This is a genomic window from Streptomyces sp. R21 (genome assembly GCF_041051975.1).
Classification (GTDB): Bacteria; Actinomycetota; Actinomycetes; order Streptomycetales; family Streptomycetaceae; genus Streptomyces.
Map to the genome: position 1 here is coordinate 4755166 of NZ_CP163435.1, position 17411 is coordinate 4772576.

Below are 17411 nucleotides of genomic sequence, written 5' to 3' on the forward strand. Positions count from 1 at the left end.
GTGAGAGAAGGGGGTTGCCGTGGAGCGGCGGTCATTGGGAGTCGCGAAGAGCCGCAGTCCTACACCAGCGACCGGGCAGGTCCGCGATTCATCGGCAGCACGCCTACGTCCTGGCGCATGTTGGTCTCCAGAACGCGCTGGTCCAGCTCGTACAGACACGCACAGCAGGCGTAGAGGGCCGCGTGTATGCCGCTCGACCGGACGGGTCCGATCCACGTCACCTCGACATCGGCACGTCCGCACCACAGCCAGCACTCGCCGCGCGCCTGCCATTCGTGGCGATCCCACAACGCGTACTCAGTGGGCTCCCTGGTGATGGGGTCGACATCACGGCGAGTGGGACGGAAGACGACATCAGGGTCAGGAAGCGGAGTCGTACGCAGTGCGTGCCGTCCCATCACGCGACCGTCAGGGTGAGGGACTCAGGCTCAGCTACGCTCCCGAGCTTCGGCCGTAGTGCGAATAATCTGCGCAGAACAGCGGCTCGGATGGCGGGTGCCACCGTGGGAAGCGCGACCTCCGCCCATACGCGCTTCCCACGGCCGGCGGGTTCCCAGGCACACCGCGAAGCGAGGAACTCGACCATTGACAGGCCGCGCCCGCTCTCGTCGTCGGCCTGGGCACAACTCATCTGTGGAGCTGCGGGATTGTCATCGAGGACGTCGATCACGAGGCGGCCGGGCCGGTGGTACAGCGTGACGGTGACGGACCCCTCCCCATGGACCACGGCGTTGCTGATGAGCTCGGAGGCGACAAGACGGATGGCGTCAGCCGTGTCGTCGTCCAACGGCACGCCCCACGTACGCACCTTGTCGACGACCGTGCGCCGGGCGAGGGAAACTTCCCTTTCCTCACCCGCGAGGACGAACCGATGGACGAGCATGGGCATGGCTGACGCCTCCGAAGGGTTGGAGAGCGGCTCCGTCCCCGAGGGGGAAACAAGGGCGGAGCCGCCGATCTGAGAAACCGTTCCGGGAGCGGTCGCCCTGCGCGGGCTCCGTGGACGGCTGATACTCAGTCAACGGCCCGAGCGAGCAAGGCGGAACGTTTCTAGGGGGTTCCTCATGGGGACGCCCTCCCCGTACGTGGCCACGCGAAGTAACCTCCCCACTACGCCTTGAGGGGATGACGGGAGTGATGACATGCCTGGTGAGCCGTTGGCGGTCCACCCGCTGAGCTTCCTCCGCCAGACGCACGGATGGGGGAAGGCCGAGTTCGCCCGGCTCATGCAGGCGCACGGGAGATCGCTCGGAATCCCGCTCGCGACCAACCGCACCACCGTATGGAAGTGGGAGCAGGGGCAGGAGCCGGACGCGGACGCCCAGCACGTACTCGCCGACCTGCTACGCGTCCCGTACGAGCAGGCGCGGAAGGAAGGCTGGCCCCGGTGGCTCCCGGTCTGGGAGGTCACGGGACTCACGGCCCCGTGGACCGAGGCCGGTACCGTTGAGGCATTGTCCGAACTCGTGGGGAGTGGCCGCATGGATCGCCGGGGCTTTCTCACCATCACCGGCGCCGCCCTGACGGGCCTCGCGGCGAGCTGGGTGGACGCGCCGTCCGCCTTCGCCTCGGCCCTGGGCGGGGATCAGGTCACGGACACGATGGTCTTGACAATCGAGCAGCGCATCAGCACGCTCCGTACCCTCGACGACCAACTCGGCGGCGCCACACTCCTGGAGCAGGCACGCGGCGATCTCGCCCTCGTCACCGGCCTCCTGAGCACCGGCAGGTACACGGAGAGCATCCGAATCCGCCTCTACGCCCTGGCGGCCCGGGTGTCGCACCTGACCGGCTGGATGGCTTACGACGCGGGGCTGCGGTCCGTCGGCCAGCGGTACTACGTAGGGGCCCTGCGCAGCGCCCGTACCGCTGGAGACGACGCGTTCGGCGCGTTCATCCTCGCGGAGATGGGCGTTCACGTCTCCGAGGCCGGACGGACGGCCGAGCGCGTCGCCCTCATCTCCACCGCCATCGACAACGCCCCACGAACGCTGTCGCCGTACACCCAGTCGTTCATGTACCTGCACAAGGCCGAGGCACTGTCCCGCGACGGCGACCACCAGAACGCCGGAACAGCGCTCAACCGCGCTGTGTCCCACTGGGAGCGCCACACGACGGAGGAAAACCCGGATTGGCTCAACTGGTTCGGTGAGGCCCAGCTGAAGTCGACCGAGGGCAAGGTCCTGCTGCGGTCCGGGCAGGTGGAACGCGCGACGGGCTCCCTGGAGACCTCCGTGAAAAGCGCGGCTCCTCGGGACAAGGCCGTACGCTCCAGCCGCCTGGCCGAGGCCCGGCTCGCCGGCGGCGACCTGGACGGGGCGCTCGACGCCGCGAACTACGGCACCGAACTCCTGGAGAGCAGCGTCAGTTCCGTACGGGCTCTGGACCGCTTGAAGGAGTTCTCCGCACACCTCGAACCGCGCAAGTCCGTCCCCGCTGTCCGTGAGTTCCGTGAGCGCCTTCAGGCCGTGCCCGTCGCGGCGTGACCGTCACTTCTCGGACTTCGAGGCCGAACCCACCCCCTCGGAGCACATAGTCCGAATGCCAGGATGGACGGCATGACGACGATCCACGGTGAGGTCGCGGCTGGGTTCGAACCGGTGTGTGAGGCGTTCGCAGCGAACTTCTCCCAGCACGGGGACATCGGCGCAGCGGTGTGCGTGTACCAGTACGGCCGACCGGTGGTGGACCTGTGGGGAGGCATCGCCGACCCCGAGACCGGTCGACCGTGGACGCGGGACACACTGCAGCTCGTCTACTCGGCTACCAAGGGGGCCACCACGACCGCAGCGCACATGCTGGCCGAGCGTGGTGCGCTGGACCTGGACGCGCCGGTGGCGAAGTACTGGCCGGAGTTCGCCGCGAACGGCAAGGCGGACATCCCGGTGCGCTGGCTGCTGTCCCACCAGGCCGGCTTGATCGCGCTGGACCAACCGGTCCCGCTGAACGAGGCATTGCACTGGCATCCAATGGCGGCCGCACTCGCCGCTCAGCGCCCTCTGTGGACTCCGGGCATCGCACACGGATACCACGGCCGGACCTGGGGCTGGCTCGTCGGCGAAGTGATCCGCCGGGTTTCCGGCCAGACACCGGGCCGCTACTTCGCCGACGAGATCGCCGCCCCCCTCGGACTGGACTTCTTCATCGGACTGCCGGCGCGTAAACGCGACCGGGTCAGCCGCATGGTGTATCAGCGACCGGCCGTCGACCTCACCACCATGCCCGCCGAGTCGGTTCCCGAGGAACTCCGCGAGCAGGTTGCAGCGTGGCGAGATCCGGAGTCATTCAGCAACAGGGCGTACACGGTCACCGACCCTGCCGAGATCGACTTCGACTCGCCCGAGGTACAGGCTGCGGAACTCCCGGCCTCCAACGGCATCAGCACCGCACACGGGCTGGCGCGCATGTACGCCGCGCTGATCGGCGAGGTGGACGGCGTGCGCCTGCTGACCTCAGAGACCCTTGCTTCGGCGACCAAGGAGCAGGCCAGCGGGAAGGACCAGGTGATGCTGATCCCGAGCAGGTTCAGCTCCGGGTACATGCTGCCTACCGAGACCAACCCCATGATCGGGCCGAGTTCCTTCGGCCACACCGGTCGAGGCGGCTCGCTCGGCTTCGCTGATCCGAAGCACGGCATCGCCTTCGGCTATGCGATGAACAACATCATCGGGGGCCCCAACGACGTGCGTGCGACGTCGCTGGTCGACGCGGTGCGAAAGTCCCTGGCGTAACAGCTGGCATCGCTGTGGTCCTTGTCCGCTATCACAGCTACCCCGAGATCCGGAACGGCTCGCCAGCAACGTCGGCGTACGTCGTTACGGTGGACGGCGGCTACGCCGCCAACCGCCGTGTCCCAGTCGAGGTGGCAGTCGGCGGAGTGGAGGCGATGCCGACGACCTCGACCTGGACACCCCATGCTTGGAGCGTCCTGGCCGTCTGCACCAAAGTGACCTGCGAGAACGGGAACAGGGTGTCGGCAGTGAGGTCGGTGCCGTCCTTCAGCAGGATTGCGAAGACGACCTTCGAAGGCCGGAAGTCTTCCGGTAGACCGCGCCCTTGCCGGGCCGCGGCCACCTTCTCGGCGAACCGTTCCCTCCCCTCCGGGGAGTTCCGCAGCGTCTGTACGGCGACGAGCGCCTGGCTGAAGAGATGGCTCAGCGTGTCGGAGCCCTTGGCCCGCTTCACCATGACCAGGGCGTTGTCGGGGCTCAGCAGGTCGCAGATCTCCACGCCGTTCCCGCGGTGCAGCGCGGTCTGCACGTTGTCGCGGTCAAAGCAGACGTACCCGGGCCGCTGGTCCGGCACGCACGCGTTGTAGGTGCGCTCCTTCTCCCCGAGGATCCACGAGGGCAGGTCGACGGACGGGGTGTCGGTGATCAGCCGTTCGGCGTGCGAGCGGATCGCCTTCAGATACTCCTGGTCGATCTCGTACCAGTGCTCGTCCATCAGGAAGAACCGGCGAGAGTCGAGAAACACTTCCGCCTCGATCCACCGGAGCGCGCTGGACGTCCAGATTTCGTCGGCCCGGTTGGCGCGGCCATGCCGATAGAGAGTGACGGTTCCTTCCCGGAGCGCGGCCACGCGGCTGCCCGCATGCTGGATGCGCGCGCGGCAGAGGACGTACTCAAGGTCGAAGTCGTCGGTCGACCGGCCGGCCGCGTCGCTGTTGATCCTGGCCCTGAACGCCCGGGCGGCCATGTAGTCGTCCCAATGGTCGGCGGGGACGGCGACGCTGATTCTCCCGTCGGGCTCCTGCTCCAGGAGGTTGTCGAGGATGGCCTCCAGGCGGGTGACAAGGCTGGGATCGTCGACGGGCACGACGTGTTCGACGAACTCCAGTTCCGGGCTCGGCTTCTCCTCGCGCAACACGCGGGCGATCGCACGGATGTCAGCGATCAGGTCGGCACCCTCCACACCGAGCCGCATGCGCAGGCCGGCGCCGCCCTCGGCACTGGAGATCTTCCCCGGGTTGTCCCGGGAGATGGTGAGCGGGATGTTGTCCAGGTGGCCGCCGAGGCGGCGCACGATCTGCGCGTGCTCGACGATGCCCAGGCTCCACACCGAGGCCCCGCTCGGGATCAGGGTGATGTCGGTGCGCCCTCCACCGGGAGTGTGCGACACCAGGTCGCGGATCTTCGCGGGGTCCACTCGGCGGGACGCGAAGCTCAGCCCGAAGCGGTGGTCCTTCAGGCGGTCGGGCACCAGGCGGAAGCCCTGGTCGTACCCAATCGCGTACACCTCACCGTCGACGGCCAGCATCAGCAGGCCAGCCGAGCGGTTGACGGACCGTGACACCTCGATACCCGTCGTTCGGAAGATCTCGTCGCACCAGCTCGCCACAGGCTGCTCGAAGCTGCCGGTGACCAGGATCGCCGGTACACCGAGGTTCTCGGGGACGTCGAAATCCGCGTGGACCCTTTCCAATTGGTCCGCGTCCAGGGCGTCGAACATCGAGTCGGCAGTGGGAGGCACGCCCCTGAGCCGGTACAGGGTTCGCTTGGACGTACGGGCCGTCATGGTGCCGCTCCTCATTCTGGTCTTTGCGGACGGTCGCGATAACCGTCCTCGTGGTGTGGTTCTCACGCGTGTCTCCTCCCGGCGGCGCCTCTCCTGGCGCCGATGCGGGTCAGCGGGCCAACAGGGCGACGATCGCCGCGACTTCGGTATGCCACGCGCGGACCTGGTCCTCCGTCGGACCGATCTCGTACTGGTGGTAGTGGCATCCCAGGCAGAGTTGGCTCCACACGGCCTTCGCCTGGCGGGCCGTTCCGGCTTCGGCGCAACCGCGGAGCCAGAGGAACGCGGCCCGCTGGGTGCCCTCCCGAATCGCGCGCGGCGCCCGGTGGGCGGTGAGGCGGTCTGCGACCGCGCTCTCCAGCGCCACACGGAGGGCGAAGGCGGCACCTCGACACCGGCTCGCCGCGGCGGCAGCGGACGCAGCGGGTACGGTCGTGGCAGCGGGCGTGGCGGGCTCGCCGGTGTCCGTGAGGAGCAGCTCGGCGGTGTCGAGCAGCTGGCGAATCGTCTGGTTCACGGCCCCTCCTCGGGCTTGCGTACCGTCAGGGCAACGGCCTTGATGTCGTCCACGAACCGCTGGGGGTCCGGCATCGAGGTGCCCGACGGGTGGGCACCCTCCTGGCACTTCTGGATGAGGTCCACCGCCCCGGGGCCGCACCGCCTGCGCAGCTCGCGCTGGACGTCACTGGCCCTCTTCGACGGGTCTCCGAAGAGCCCCAGGGCGGCGATGTCCATCAGCGTGACGGCCCCCGCGACGGTCTTCTCCGCCTCGTGTTCGGCCATCCCCGCCCGGTGCAGCCGCAGCCACGCGGCCTCGGAGAAGGCCCGTTCCAGGACGGCGCGGCAGAGGCTGGGCAGCACATGGGTCATCGCGACCGGCGGGAGGTTTCGCGTGCGGATGAGAGCGCGTGCGTCGGCCAGTGCCTGACCGACCGGATCGGTCACCCGGCTCACGGTCACCACGGACCGGCCCGCCCGCTCCACCTCCAGTACGGTCACCGGGAATTCCTGGTTGGTGAAGGCTCGCTGGAGCCGCGTGTCGTGGGTGAAGACCACGACCTGCCGAGTCGACCCAAGGCCATGCAGCACCTTCGCGAGGCCGTGGACCTTGGCGGGATCCATGGACTGCACCGGGTCGTCGATGACGACAAAACCGAAGGGGCTGTCCGGCGCGGCGGCGCGCGGCAGGAAGAGCGAGAGCGCGAGGGAGTGAAGTTCGCCCTGGCTCATGACGCCAAGGGCCGCCGCCTCGGTGCCGTCGACGGACACATCCATCACCAGCTTGCGCACGGTGGCCTTCTCGCTACCGGTCAGGCGCACAGAACGCAGGTCCACGTTGCTCTGCTGACGCAGTTCCTCCCAGATCCGCTGCGAGTGATCCTCGAACGGCCGCAGCCGCTGCTCGCGCAGCTCGGCACGCGCCTCCTTGAGCCACTTACGGGCCGCCCTGACCTGGCACAGCCGGGGCCTGCCGGCGTACGCAGGCCGGGCCCGGTCGAGCCAGCACGCCAGGCGGGTGACACAGGAGCGCCACTCCTCGTCGAGCTTTTCCAGCTCCCGCAGCGCCTCGTCGCGCAGCGCGGCGCAGGCGTCGGCGAGGACAAGCGCGGCGGTCTCGGCGCGGGCTGCAAGCCGCTCGGCGTCGTCGATCGCCCGGCACGCCTTCCACTCCTCCCACGGGTCCACGAGCGGGGCGGGCAGCCACGCGGGGACCGGGGTGACCAGGTAGCGGAGGGCGTCCACCGCGTCCCGCAGCCCGGTACGGGCCTCCCGCGCGGTCGCGGCCTCCTGCCGCAGGGTCGCCACCTGTTCGGCGGCCCGCTCGGCCCACGCCTCGTCGAGCGCCCGGTCGGACCCGCACACTGGGCAGGTGTCCTCGTCCTCGTGCCGACGGCTGTGCTCCAGGGCCTTGGCCAGCAGCTCCGCATGCTGGTGGGCGTCCTCGGCGCCCGAGGCACGTACGTCGTCGAGTACGGCGACGGCCTCGCGCAGCCGGTCTACGGCCGCGCCGACCGCGCCGAGGTCAGGTCCGGTCAGCGCGGCGGTCGTCCGCAGTTCACGGAGACGGCCCTCGTCCGCGTCGGGCAGTGAGGTCACGAGGGCGTCGAGCACGACGAAGTCGGGGTCGCCCGCCTTGCCGACGACCGCGAGCGCGCGTACCGCCCGGGGGTCGTCCAGCGCGGACAACGCCTCGGCAAGTACGGGCCGTTCCGCCTCGGCTTGCTTCAGCGCGGAGTCGAGCGCCTTCTCGATGCCCTGGAGCCGCTCGTCCGCGTCGGTCAGTTCGCGGAGTCCGAGGATGGCGGCGACCGAGTCGTACTGCTCGCTGGGCCTGCCATTGAGAACCTTGTCGAGATCCGCGTACGACAGAAAGGGGTTGTAGTCCTTCAGGGCCCGCTCCCACCCGATGCCGGCGAAGGGCCGACGGCCGTGGCCCGGCCGCCTGAACTCGACCTCGGGGGCGGTGACGTCGTCGCCGGACCAGGTGCACGTCAGAGTGGACAGCCGGGGGTCGCCCGCGATGGCGAGGCGGACCTCGACCTTCGGGTCGGCCCCGTCGTGCAGGTTGCGCCAGTGCCGGCGCCACACCTCGCCCCGCTGCTTGTCCAGGCGGGCGGTCCGGCCCGTGAGCGCCGTCTCAATGCCCTCGGCGAAGCTGGACTTCCCCGAGCCGTTACGCCCCACGACGAGGGTGACGCCAGGCTTCGCGGTCAGCGGCAGACGTGCCTTGCGGCCGATGCCGCGAAAGCCGTTGACGCTGATGGAGTCGAGGAACACCCGCTGGTCCGAGTGCGGATCGACGGGGGTAGCGGAGGACTCCGTCGCGGTGGCGCCCAGTGCCTCTCGCAGGAGTGCCCGAGGTTCCTCGGCAAGCGCCGAGCTTTCGAGGCGGACGGTCAGGCGGGAGAGCGTCGAGGAGGCGCCTCGGCGATGATCGACCTGATGGTCAGATGCGTTCGGCTCGCTCTGTGCGGGGTGTTCCGTCATGGTGCTCTCCGCCCTCCGTGGTCGGTTCCGGGGCCGTGCTCGTGCGGTGAGCGAGAGGGGTGAGCCTCTCGCTTTGCGCGAGCCCGGTGTTACGGAACAGACGTTAGAGGCGGAGAAGTTGCTCAATCCATGTTCTCAGTGATAACCAGGGTTATCAAAAAAATCCGTGGCGTGAAGAAGCTGTCCTGGAGCACGAGGCGGTGCTGTTCTATCTGGACAACCAGCAGCTTCGCAGTGTCGAGATGGTCGAGCGTCTCGTCGCACACCGTGACGTGATCCACCGGGCCGTCGAGAAGGGCGGCCCGGCGGCCTACGCCGTACTGCACGACCGCGTCGAGCGCACCTGGCCATACGGGAGGGCGCCCCTGATGGCGCCCTCCCGTATGCGCTGCTACTTCGCAGCGGGCGCCCAGAGAGCGGCCACGATCTCCATCTGCTTGAGGACCAGGTCGACCGCCTCGCGCTCCTCCTCCGGCGGGTAGTCGAACATCGCCAGCACGCGGCGGATGCGGGTACGGAGCTTCGCCCGGACAGGTTCGCGGGAGAGCCAGTCGACGGAGAGGTTCTTCTGGATGTCCTTGACGAGGGCACGAGCGATCTTGGCGAGCGTGTCGTCACCGCCCTCCATCGCCTCGGCCATGTCGCGGTGTGCGACGGCGTCGTAGAAGGCCAGCTCCGCGTGGGTCAACGGCGGGTCGAACCGCTCGCCACGGCGGGCCTCCGCCGACACCTCCCGTGCCAGAGCAGCGAGTTCGGCGATCACCTGGGCGCTGGTGAGCTGCTGGAGCATGTAACGCCTCATCAGATCGTTCAGACGCTCGGTGAAGCTCTCGTTGCGGACGACGTTGTGCTTGGTCACCTCGCGCATCTTCTGCTGGATCATGCGGCGCAGGGCCTCGGTGACCAGGTGCGGGGTCTCCGAGTTCTCCAGATTGCGCAGCTGCGCCTCGTTGAGACGGGTGATGTCCAGCCGGCCGATCCCGGCCTCCGCGTACAGGTCGGTGATGTCGTCGGCGTCTACGACCGAAGCCGCGAGGGCCTGCAGGTAACGCTGGACCTCGGCGCTGAGCGGCTCCCCGCTGGCCTCGCGCTGGGCGGCGTCGAGCTTAATCATCCAGGCCCGGACCTCGCTGAAGAAGGAGATGTCACGACGCCAGTCGTCCAGGTCCTCGCAGCGCTCGGCGATCTCCTTGCTCATCGCGCAGACACGGTAGAAGCGGTCCAGCCGGGCCGCGCTGTCCTTGAAGCGGACGGAGAGCGGCTTGGCGGGGGGCTCGACCTTGTTGCCCGGGTTCTTCGGGTTCCGGAGGAAGTCAGCGGTCAGGCGCAGGGCGCGCTTGCGGGAGTCGGGGCGGCCGGTGTCGGCAAGCCACTCCTTCCAACGGCTCCCGGCCAGCAGCCCCTTGATGGTGGCCAGCTCATTCTTGACCTCGGTGACGGCCCGTTCGATGTCCGCGCCGAGGGTCTGGTCCTTGCGGTCCTGGTCGGAGTACTCGCGCAGCGCCTTGGTCAGGTTGTCGGTGAGGGGCGCGTAGCCGACGAGCAGACCGTCCTGCTTGCCGCGGAAACGGCGGTTGACGCGGGCGAGCGCCTGCATCAGGTTGGCGCCCTGCATCGGGCGGTCCATATACAGGGTGTGGACGGGCGGGGCGTCGTAGCCGGTGAGCAGCATCGAGTGGACGATGAGCAGTTCCAGCTCGTCGTCGGGGTCCTTGGCGCGCTTCTGGACGACCTTCTGCTGGGACTTGCGCAGCGAGTGCTTACGCAGGTGCTCGAGGTCGGAGCGGTCGCCGTGGAAGACGATCTTCATGACGCCCTTGTCGACCTCGTCACTGGCCCAGCCGGGTCGCCGCTCGGCCAGCGCGTCGAAGACCCGTACGCAGATCTCGCGGGTCGCGCACACGATCATCGCCTTACCGGGGGCGCCGATGTCGGGTTTGACCAGCTCGCGGCGCTGCTCCCAGTGCGCGATCAGGTCGTCGGCGAGTTTCGCTATGCGGTCCTCGGCGCCGTAGACGGTGTTCATCGTCGTGGCGTACTGGATGGCGCGGCGGCGCTCGGCGTCGTCCATTCCCTCGGTGAGGGTGTTGGCCTGCTCGTCGAGCTTGTTCGGGTCGATGCCCTTGGGCAGGTCAACCTTGATGACGCGCGGCTCGTGGAACACGCGGACCGTCGCCCCGTCGTCGACGGCGCGCTTCAGGTCGTAGATGTCGATGTACTCCCCGAAGACGGCACGGGTGTCGGCCTCGGCCTTAGAGATGGGCGTACCGGTGAAGGCGAGCAGGGTGGCGTACGGCAAGGCGTCGCGCAGGTGGCGGGCGTAGCCGTTGAGGCTGTCGTAGTGCGAGCGGTGCGCCTCGTCGACAATCACCAGGATGTTCCGGCGCTCGGAGAGGAGGGGGTGGGACTTGCCGGCCGCTTTCTCCTCCTGGCTCAGGCCGAACTTCTGGAGGGTGGTGAACACGATCCCGCCGACGTTGCGCCCCGTCAGCTCGGTGCGCAGCTCCTCGCGCGTGTCGATCTGTTGAGCTTTTGCCTGCAGCAGGGACTCGCTGTCGAGGAAGGTGTCGTAGAGCTGGTCGTCGAGGTCGTTGCGGTCGGTGATGACGACGATGGTGGGGTTGTTGAGCGCCGGGTGACGGAGGACGAGCGCGGCCGTCTCCACCATCTCCTCCGACTTGCCCGCACCCTGCGTGTGCCAGACGACGCCGGCCTGGCCGTTCGTCCGCGACGCCTCGACGACGGCGTCCACGGCCTTGTTCACCGCGAAGTACTGGTGCGGCTTCGCGATGCGCTTCCCGGAGAGGGGCTCGCCCGGCTTGGGCGGGGGGAAGTTGACGAAGTTTCGGGTGAGGGAGAGGAACCGCTCCTGCGTGAACAGGCCGTGGAGGGCCAGGTTCAGCGCGTCGAGGCCGTCGTAGCCGGGCTCGTTGGTGTCGACGGGCTTGCCCTCGTGGTCTACGTTCCAGGGCGCGTAGTGCTCGTACGGCGTGAATGCGGTGCCGTACTTGGCGGTTATGCCGTCCGAGACCAGGCACAGGACGTTGTAGCGGAACGCGATCGGGAACTCCGAGACGTACGTCTGGAGTTGGGCGTGGGCCGACTTGAGGGTGGCGTTCTCGTCGGAGGCGCTCTTCAACTCGACGACGGCCAGGGGCAGGCCGTTGACGTACAGGACGATGTCGAAGCGGCGGTGGCTGCCGTCGGTTTCCCGGAGGGTGACCTGGTTGACGGCGAGGTAGCTGTTCGCGTCGGGGTCCGTGAAGTCGACGAGGCGGACGGTGGGGGTCTGCTCGGCGCCGAACTCGTCGGTGTACGTGAGCCGAATGCCGGTGGTGAGGTATTCGTGCGCCTGTTTGTTCTCCGGGTACGCCTCGCGGGAGGCGGGGTCGGTGGCGATACGGAGGGCTTCGTGGACGGCGGTGGAGGTCAGCTCCGGGTTCAGCTTCTCGATGGCTGCCTGGAGTTCGTTGTGGAGGATCAGGTCGTCCCAGTCGCGGCGGTGGCCGGTGCCGGGGGCCAGGTCCTTGCCAGCCCTTTTCTCCCAGGCGAGTTGCACGAGTTCATCCAGGGCCAGGTGCTCCCAGGTGGACTCGGTCATTTTGGCGTCGAGGTGGGCGGGGGTGCGGGGGGCGTCTGTGTGCTCGCTGCCGTTTTCGGTGGTCATACGGCGTCCTCCACGATCTTCTCGGCGTCTCGGACTCGGAGCTTGCCGGACATTAGTTGGGGGAGGAGGGTGTCGCGGAGGTTGGCCAAGGCCAAAGACTCCCTGAGCGCCTGGTCCGCTCGCTCCTCCAGCGCATCCAGCTTGGGGCGCAGTTCCTTCTGGCCAGCAGGGCCGGGCAGGGTGAGTTCCAGTTCACCGACTTGAGATCTCCGGAGTTCGGTCTGACCAGTGCTGCCTTCGCCCATCGCCTCGATCTCTGGCTGAGCACGCAGCATGGCAAATCCGGCACAAACGGGGTCGACCTTGCTCTCATTGAAGCGCACGATCGTAATGTGCGAGTCGACAGTCGCGTCCAGGTCCAAGGTCCAGCGGGCAACCCGCCCGAGAGTACCAACACCCGTTGAATTCACTAGCACGTCGTTAAGCTGCAACAGCTTGGGGGCCTTGACCTTCTCCCGGAGAGTCAGACGGGAGGGTTCGAGATTCACACGCCCGTCGCGAATGCACTTCTGATTGAGCACTGTGAGTTCATCCGAAGAGTCTGCGTATTTCGGAGCGACGCCGCGAGTCAGCGCAGTCGCGACTGAGTCCACAACTACTTCAGTGGAGTCGTCATCATGAAGACTCTGAGAATAGAAGGTGAGACCGAGTTCGCGAGCCATTGCCGCGACGCGCTCGTTGACCGCGATCTTGTCGTCCAGCGCCCCAAGCACGCCGGAAATCGCACGCTGAATTTCCAATGGTGGCACAGTAACACTCAATCGCCTTTGTTCCGTGAGCGATACATATGCCGCCATATCGGACTCATTTTCGCGGGCCCGAAGCTGTGCCTTGAAAGGCTCAGACTGAAGGAAAGCGTAGAGATATAGGGGATCGATTGCTTCATGGTTCAGGCTACGCCAGAACGTTGTCTGCGGTGAGCAAACAAATGGGGGGCTGACTGCTGGGGCGAAAGCAACCTTCCCCACTGTTCCTTTATGAGAGAGGATTACGTCACAGGGTGCACCAATTCCCTTTCGAACTCTCTCCCTGGCGATTTCGTTGATCTTTTGAGCAGACTCGAAGAGAAGGCGCCCACCCCTCATGTCCGCGGCACGAATGAAGGCCGTTCCACTGTTCCCGAACTCTGCTGGCCTCGGCCGATACTCGCCGTGGTTGCCGTCTTGCACCAGGAGAATGCCGTCAGCTTCGAGGTCGCTAACAACGCGCTGCCACTCAGTCACCGATCCTCCCCAACTGCTCCCGGACCACCACATCCAACCGAGCCGACTCATCCAATTGCTCGAACAACTCCTTCGTCAGCCGAGCGATCCGCTCCTCCACCGGCTCCGCATCCGGATCCTCTGCGGCCTCTGCCGCCCCCACATACCGCCCCGGGGCCAATACATAGTTGTGCTTCTCGATCTCCTCCAGCGTCGCGCTGTAGCAGTACCCCGGCACGTCCTCGTACGAAAGCCCCTTGTCTCTCGCCGACTTCGTGCCCCGCCACGCGTGATACGTGTCGGAGATCTTCTCCAGGTCCTCCTCCGTGAGGATCCGCTCCGTGCGGTCGACCATCGTGCCCATCGCTCGCGCGTCGATGAACAGCACCCGGCTCCGCCGGTCCTCCAACGCCTTCGCGCCCTGCGGGGACTTGTCCTTCGTCAGGAACCACAGGCACGCCGGGATCGCCGTCGTACGGAACAGGTTGCCCGGCAGGGCGATCATGCAGGAGACCAGGTCTGCCTCGACCATCGCCGCGCGGATCTCACCCTCGCCCGACTGCTTGGACGACATCGAGCCGTTGGACAAGACCACGCCCGCGCTGCCCCGGTCCCCCAGCTTGGACACGATGTGCTGGAGCCACGCGTAGTTGGCGTTCGACTGGGGCGGGGTGCCGTACCGCCACCGCCTGTCGTCCGACTTCCTTGCCCAGTCGGACATATTGAAGGGCGGGTTGGCCATCACGAAGTCGGCCTTCAGATCCGGCAGTTTGTCGTCCGCGAACGTGTCCGCCCAGCGGTCGCCGACGCCCTTCGGGTCCATGCCGTGGATGGCGAGGTTCATCTTGGCCAGACGCCACGTGCGCTCGTTGGCCTCTTGGCCGTAGACCGCGATGTCGTGCGTGTGGTCCTTGCCGCGCCGCTTCGCGACAAACTTGCCGCTCTGCACGAACATGCCGCCCGAGCCGCACGCAGGGTCGTACACCCGCCCCTCGTACGGCTCCAGCACCTCGACGATCAGGCGGACCACGCTCGCCGGCGTGTAGAACTCGCCAGCTCGCTTGCCCTCCGCCCGCGCGAAGCGCTCCAGGAAGTACTCGTAGGTCTCACCCAGGACGTCCTGGGCGGGGCGGTCGCCATGCCCCGTAAAGCGGGCGTCGCTGATGAGGTCGACGAGTTCCTTCAGGCGCTTCTGGTCGACGTTGTCGCGGTTGAAGATCTTCGGGAGGACGCCGGTGAGGGTCTTGTTGGCCTTCATCACCTCGTCCATGGCCGTGTCCAGGAGCGCGCCGACGCCGCCCTCCGCGCTGGCCGCGTTCTCGGAGATGTGGTCCCAGCGGGCGGTCGGGGGCACCCAGAAGACGTTCTTCTCCGTGTACTCATCCTTCTCCTCGAGGAAGGCCGCCCGGCGGTGCTCGGGGATCTGGGCCAGCTCGGGGTCAGCGGCCAGTTCTTCGCGGCGTTCGGTGAAGGCGTCGGAAACGTACTTCAGGAAGACCAGGCCGAGCACGAACTCCTTGTACTGGGCGGCGTCCATGGAGCCACGGAGCTTGTCCGCAGCCTTCCACAGGATGTCCTGGATCTCCTTGGTGCTGGAGACACTGAGCAGTTCGCCCTGTCCGGCGGCTGCCGCGGCTCGCTTGCGGGGTGGCATCGTTCCTTCTTCCGACTCGTCGGTGGGTGGGTGTGGATTGGTTACGTGCGGTTGATGGTTCGGGCTTCGCCGAGGGTGAGGGTGCCGTCGGCCAGGCCCGCGATGGTCAAGCGGCGGGCCTCGGCGAGGGCGTCGGCCTGGGCGCGCAGCAGGCGTTCCCGGCGTTCGGTCTCGGCGAGGACGGCGTCGAAGCGCTGGACCTCGTCCGGGTCGAGGTCGGGGAGCTGGTAGTCCTCGATACGGCGGGCGGGGCGCACCGCGCTGGGGCTGCGGGCGGTGCCACGGGCCGCACCGAGCAGGGCCGCGAGGACCCGAGGGGAGAGCGGGCGGGTGGCATCGGCGTTGACGCGGAGCACGCGGGCCGGAAACGCAACGACCGAGAAACCGTCGTGGTCGACGTACACGCCGAGGCGGGGCGCGAGGGTGTAGACGACATCACCGGGCTCGGTGAGCGCCACCCGTTCGTAGGCCGTCGCCAGCAGAAGGCGGTCGATGCGGCGGTTGCCCACGGGTCGTTCGCCGGTGATCTCCTCGGGACCCAGGACGGTGTGGTGGCCGTCCCGGGTGAGCTGCTTCTCGTCGATACGGTGGCCGGGGAGCCGGGTCACCCTGCGTGCGGTGATCAGCTTGCCGAGGGTGGTGCGCTTGGGCAGGCGACCGACCCTGCGCATTACGGCCCCTTGGTAAGGGCCTCGCTCGTCTTCGTACGCCCGGGTGTCCGCCGTCGCGCGCTCCAGGCGGGCCTCGGCCTCGGCGATCAGGGCGGGGCGTTCGGTGACCTTGTCGGACCAGATGGCGGAGGCGGGCGGCGCAGGTGGGGTCAGGGGGCCGCCGAAGGCCCGGTCCAGGTCAGCGACGGGGACCACACGGCCGTAGCGCGGGTCGTGACCGTCGAGTCCTCGGAAGCCTTCTGCGCGCCAAAGGAGGACGTCCTCGGCAAGCCGCATGCGCACACCCGGCGTGAGCTGTTCCGAGCTGATGTCGGCCAGTAAGACCATGCCCTCCGCCTCCCGGACGGGACCGCGTGTGAGCGTCCACAGCGCGGGACGGTAGCCAGGACGGAAGGGCAGGACCCCGCCGGGAAGCGCGATGACCGACTCGACGATGTTCTCGCGCAGGAGGGCCGAGCGGAGCTGGGCGGCCTCGGTGCTCTTCAGTTCGTCGACGAGTGCGTCGGCCGGTCCAAGGACGAGGGCCGTGCAGCCGGGACGGAGGAGGTAGGCGACGCGTTCGAGCTCCGTCAGTACGACGGCTACTGAGCGGTCCTCGCCGGGGCGGTACGGGAGCTGGGTGACGACGAGGTCCGGGTCCGCGAAGCGTTCCTCCAGGTCGGAGCCGGTCTGCACGTCCAGGTCAAGTTCGCTTACGCCCGCCAGCAGGAAGCGGCGGCGGGTGATGCGGGTGAGCCGGTCGTCGGGGTCAGCGGCGAGGACAGTGACGCGGTCGCGGTCCTCCGCGTCGTCGATGAGCGCGGCGAGCAGGTCGCCGGCGCGGGCGTGCGGGTCAGCGAGGGTGAGGGACTCACCTCGCTCAAGGCGGACACGGAGGTCGGTGAGCTGGGTGAGCAGACTCCGCAGCGCCGGGGTGACCGCGTCGGCGGCGAGGGAGTCCAGTCCGAGCCGGGAGCGGGCGGCGAGCAGCCACTCGTACGCGCCGCGCTCGTCGTAGGCGGATTCGACCAGGTCCTCGGCGAGGCGGGCGAGTGGGGCCGCCGTGGCGTCGATCGCGCGAAGCTCGCGGAGTACGAAATCGTCCTCGGCGTCGATCCGTTCGGCTCGGCGCAGCAGCGCGGACCAGAGGGCCTCGTCGGCTTCGGCGTCGGGCGGGGAGGCCGGGGAGACGTTCGCATCGTCGGCCAGTGGCCGACCGTCGAGCCGGCGCAGGCACAGCAAGCTGCCCAGCGTCTCGACCAGCTGCCACGGCGTGAAACGGTCCCGCAGCGCGATGATGCCGAAAAGGGCAAGCTCGGATCGGAGCTCCTGCGGGGCGGCGTTGCCGAGGCCGGAGGCGATCAGCCAGTCGGTCACCTGCGCGCCGTCGAACAGCGGCCGTCCCGAGTTCTCGGACATGGCGGCGGGGAAGTCCGGGTGGCGTCGACGCCAGGTGGACACGACAGGGCGCTTCACCCGGGCGAACGTCGCGATGTCGGCCATCGACACCAGGAGGGGCAGCGGCCCTGGGAAGCTGAGTGCCGGGTCCGGCAGACCAGTGACCACTGTGCGCATCCCTCCCCCGCTCATCTATCGTCGCATCAGCCGCTTCGGCAACCAGGCTGGGCCTTGTCTCACGTCACGGGTCCGCTTGCAGCAGATTCCCGCCCGACGCCACAAGACGATACGCCGACCCCGACAACGCGAGTGCAGCTTCATTTGATAATGGCGGT

The 17411-nt window shown here is 68.0% G+C and carries 12 protein-coding genes; 2 read left to right on the forward strand and 10 right to left on the reverse strand.

Annotated elements, in window-relative coordinates:
* Positions 1-59 precede the first annotated feature (59 nt).
* The gene (locus AB5J56_RS21120; protein ID WP_369234298.1) at positions 60-398 is read right to left on the reverse strand and encodes a hypothetical protein; all 339 of its coding nucleotides are present in this window, start codon (positions 396-398) and stop codon (positions 60-62) included.
* A complete protein-coding gene (locus AB5J56_RS21125; protein WP_055507751.1) occupies positions 398-889 on the reverse strand; it encodes an ATP-binding protein in 492 nt (163 codons plus the stop codon). Before AB5J56_RS21125 ends, AB5J56_RS21120 begins: the two co-directional genes overlap by 1 nt.
* Before the next feature lie 253 nt (positions 890-1142).
* On the opposite strand from AB5J56_RS21125, the gene AB5J56_RS21130 reads away from it, so the two are divergent.
* A complete protein-coding gene (locus tag AB5J56_RS21130) occupies positions 1143-2486 on the forward strand; it encodes a transcriptional regulator (RefSeq protein WP_369234300.1) in 1344 nt (447 codons plus the stop codon).
* Positions 2487-2558: 72 nt separating this feature from the next.
* Positions 2559-3731, forward strand: coding sequence for a serine hydrolase domain-containing protein (locus tag AB5J56_RS21135; RefSeq protein WP_369234301.1), 1173 nt, complete (start codon positions 2559-2561; stop codon positions 3729-3731).
* A 100-nt stretch (positions 3732-3831) separates the two neighbouring features.
* Here AB5J56_RS21135 and AB5J56_RS21140 read toward each other — a convergent pair whose 3' ends face one another.
* From AB5J56_RS21140 to AB5J56_RS21175, 8 genes are all read right to left on the reverse strand, one after another.
* On the reverse strand, positions 3832-5517 hold the full coding sequence (locus AB5J56_RS21140; protein ID WP_369234302.1) for a TIGR04141 family sporadically distributed protein: 1686 nt from the start codon (positions 5515-5517) through the stop codon (positions 3832-3834).
* 109 nt (positions 5518-5626) lie between these two features.
* Positions 5627-6034 carry a hypothetical protein gene (locus tag AB5J56_RS21145; RefSeq protein WP_369234304.1) on the reverse strand — a complete coding sequence of 136 codons (408 nt, stop codon included), beginning with the start codon at positions 6032-6034 and terminating at the stop codon, positions 5627-5629.
* Positions 6031-8505, reverse strand: coding sequence for an AAA family ATPase (locus AB5J56_RS21150; protein WP_369234305.1), 2475 nt, complete (start codon positions 8503-8505; stop codon positions 6031-6033). Before AB5J56_RS21150 ends, AB5J56_RS21145 begins: the two co-directional genes overlap by 4 nt.
* 122 nt (positions 8506-8627) lie before the next feature.
* On the reverse strand, positions 8628-8831 hold the full coding sequence (locus AB5J56_RS21155; RefSeq protein ID WP_369234307.1) for a hypothetical protein: 204 nt from the start codon (positions 8829-8831) through the stop codon (positions 8628-8630).
* Positions 8832-8896: 65 nt separating this feature from the next.
* The gene (locus AB5J56_RS21160; protein ID WP_369234308.1) at positions 8897-12172 is read right to left on the reverse strand and encodes a type I restriction endonuclease subunit R; all 3276 of its coding nucleotides are present in this window, start codon (positions 12170-12172) and stop codon (positions 8897-8899) included.
* Positions 12169-13395: a restriction endonuclease subunit S gene (locus tag AB5J56_RS21165; RefSeq protein WP_157871162.1), complete on the reverse strand. Its 1227-nt coding sequence runs from the start codon at positions 13393-13395 to the stop codon at positions 12169-12171. The genes AB5J56_RS21160 and AB5J56_RS21165 overlap by 4 nt, the downstream gene beginning before the upstream one ends.
* A complete protein-coding gene (locus tag AB5J56_RS21170) occupies positions 13388-15028 on the reverse strand; it encodes a class I SAM-dependent DNA methyltransferase (RefSeq protein ID WP_055507738.1) in 1641 nt (546 codons plus the stop codon). The genes AB5J56_RS21165 and AB5J56_RS21170 overlap by 8 nt, the downstream gene beginning before the upstream one ends.
* 41 nt (positions 15029-15069) lie before the next feature.
* Positions 15070-17253 (reverse strand): hypothetical protein, encoded by a 2184-nt coding sequence (locus AB5J56_RS21175; RefSeq protein WP_369234309.1) that lies wholly within the window; start codon positions 17251-17253, stop codon positions 15070-15072.
* Between the last annotated feature and the right edge of the window lie 158 nt (positions 17254-17411).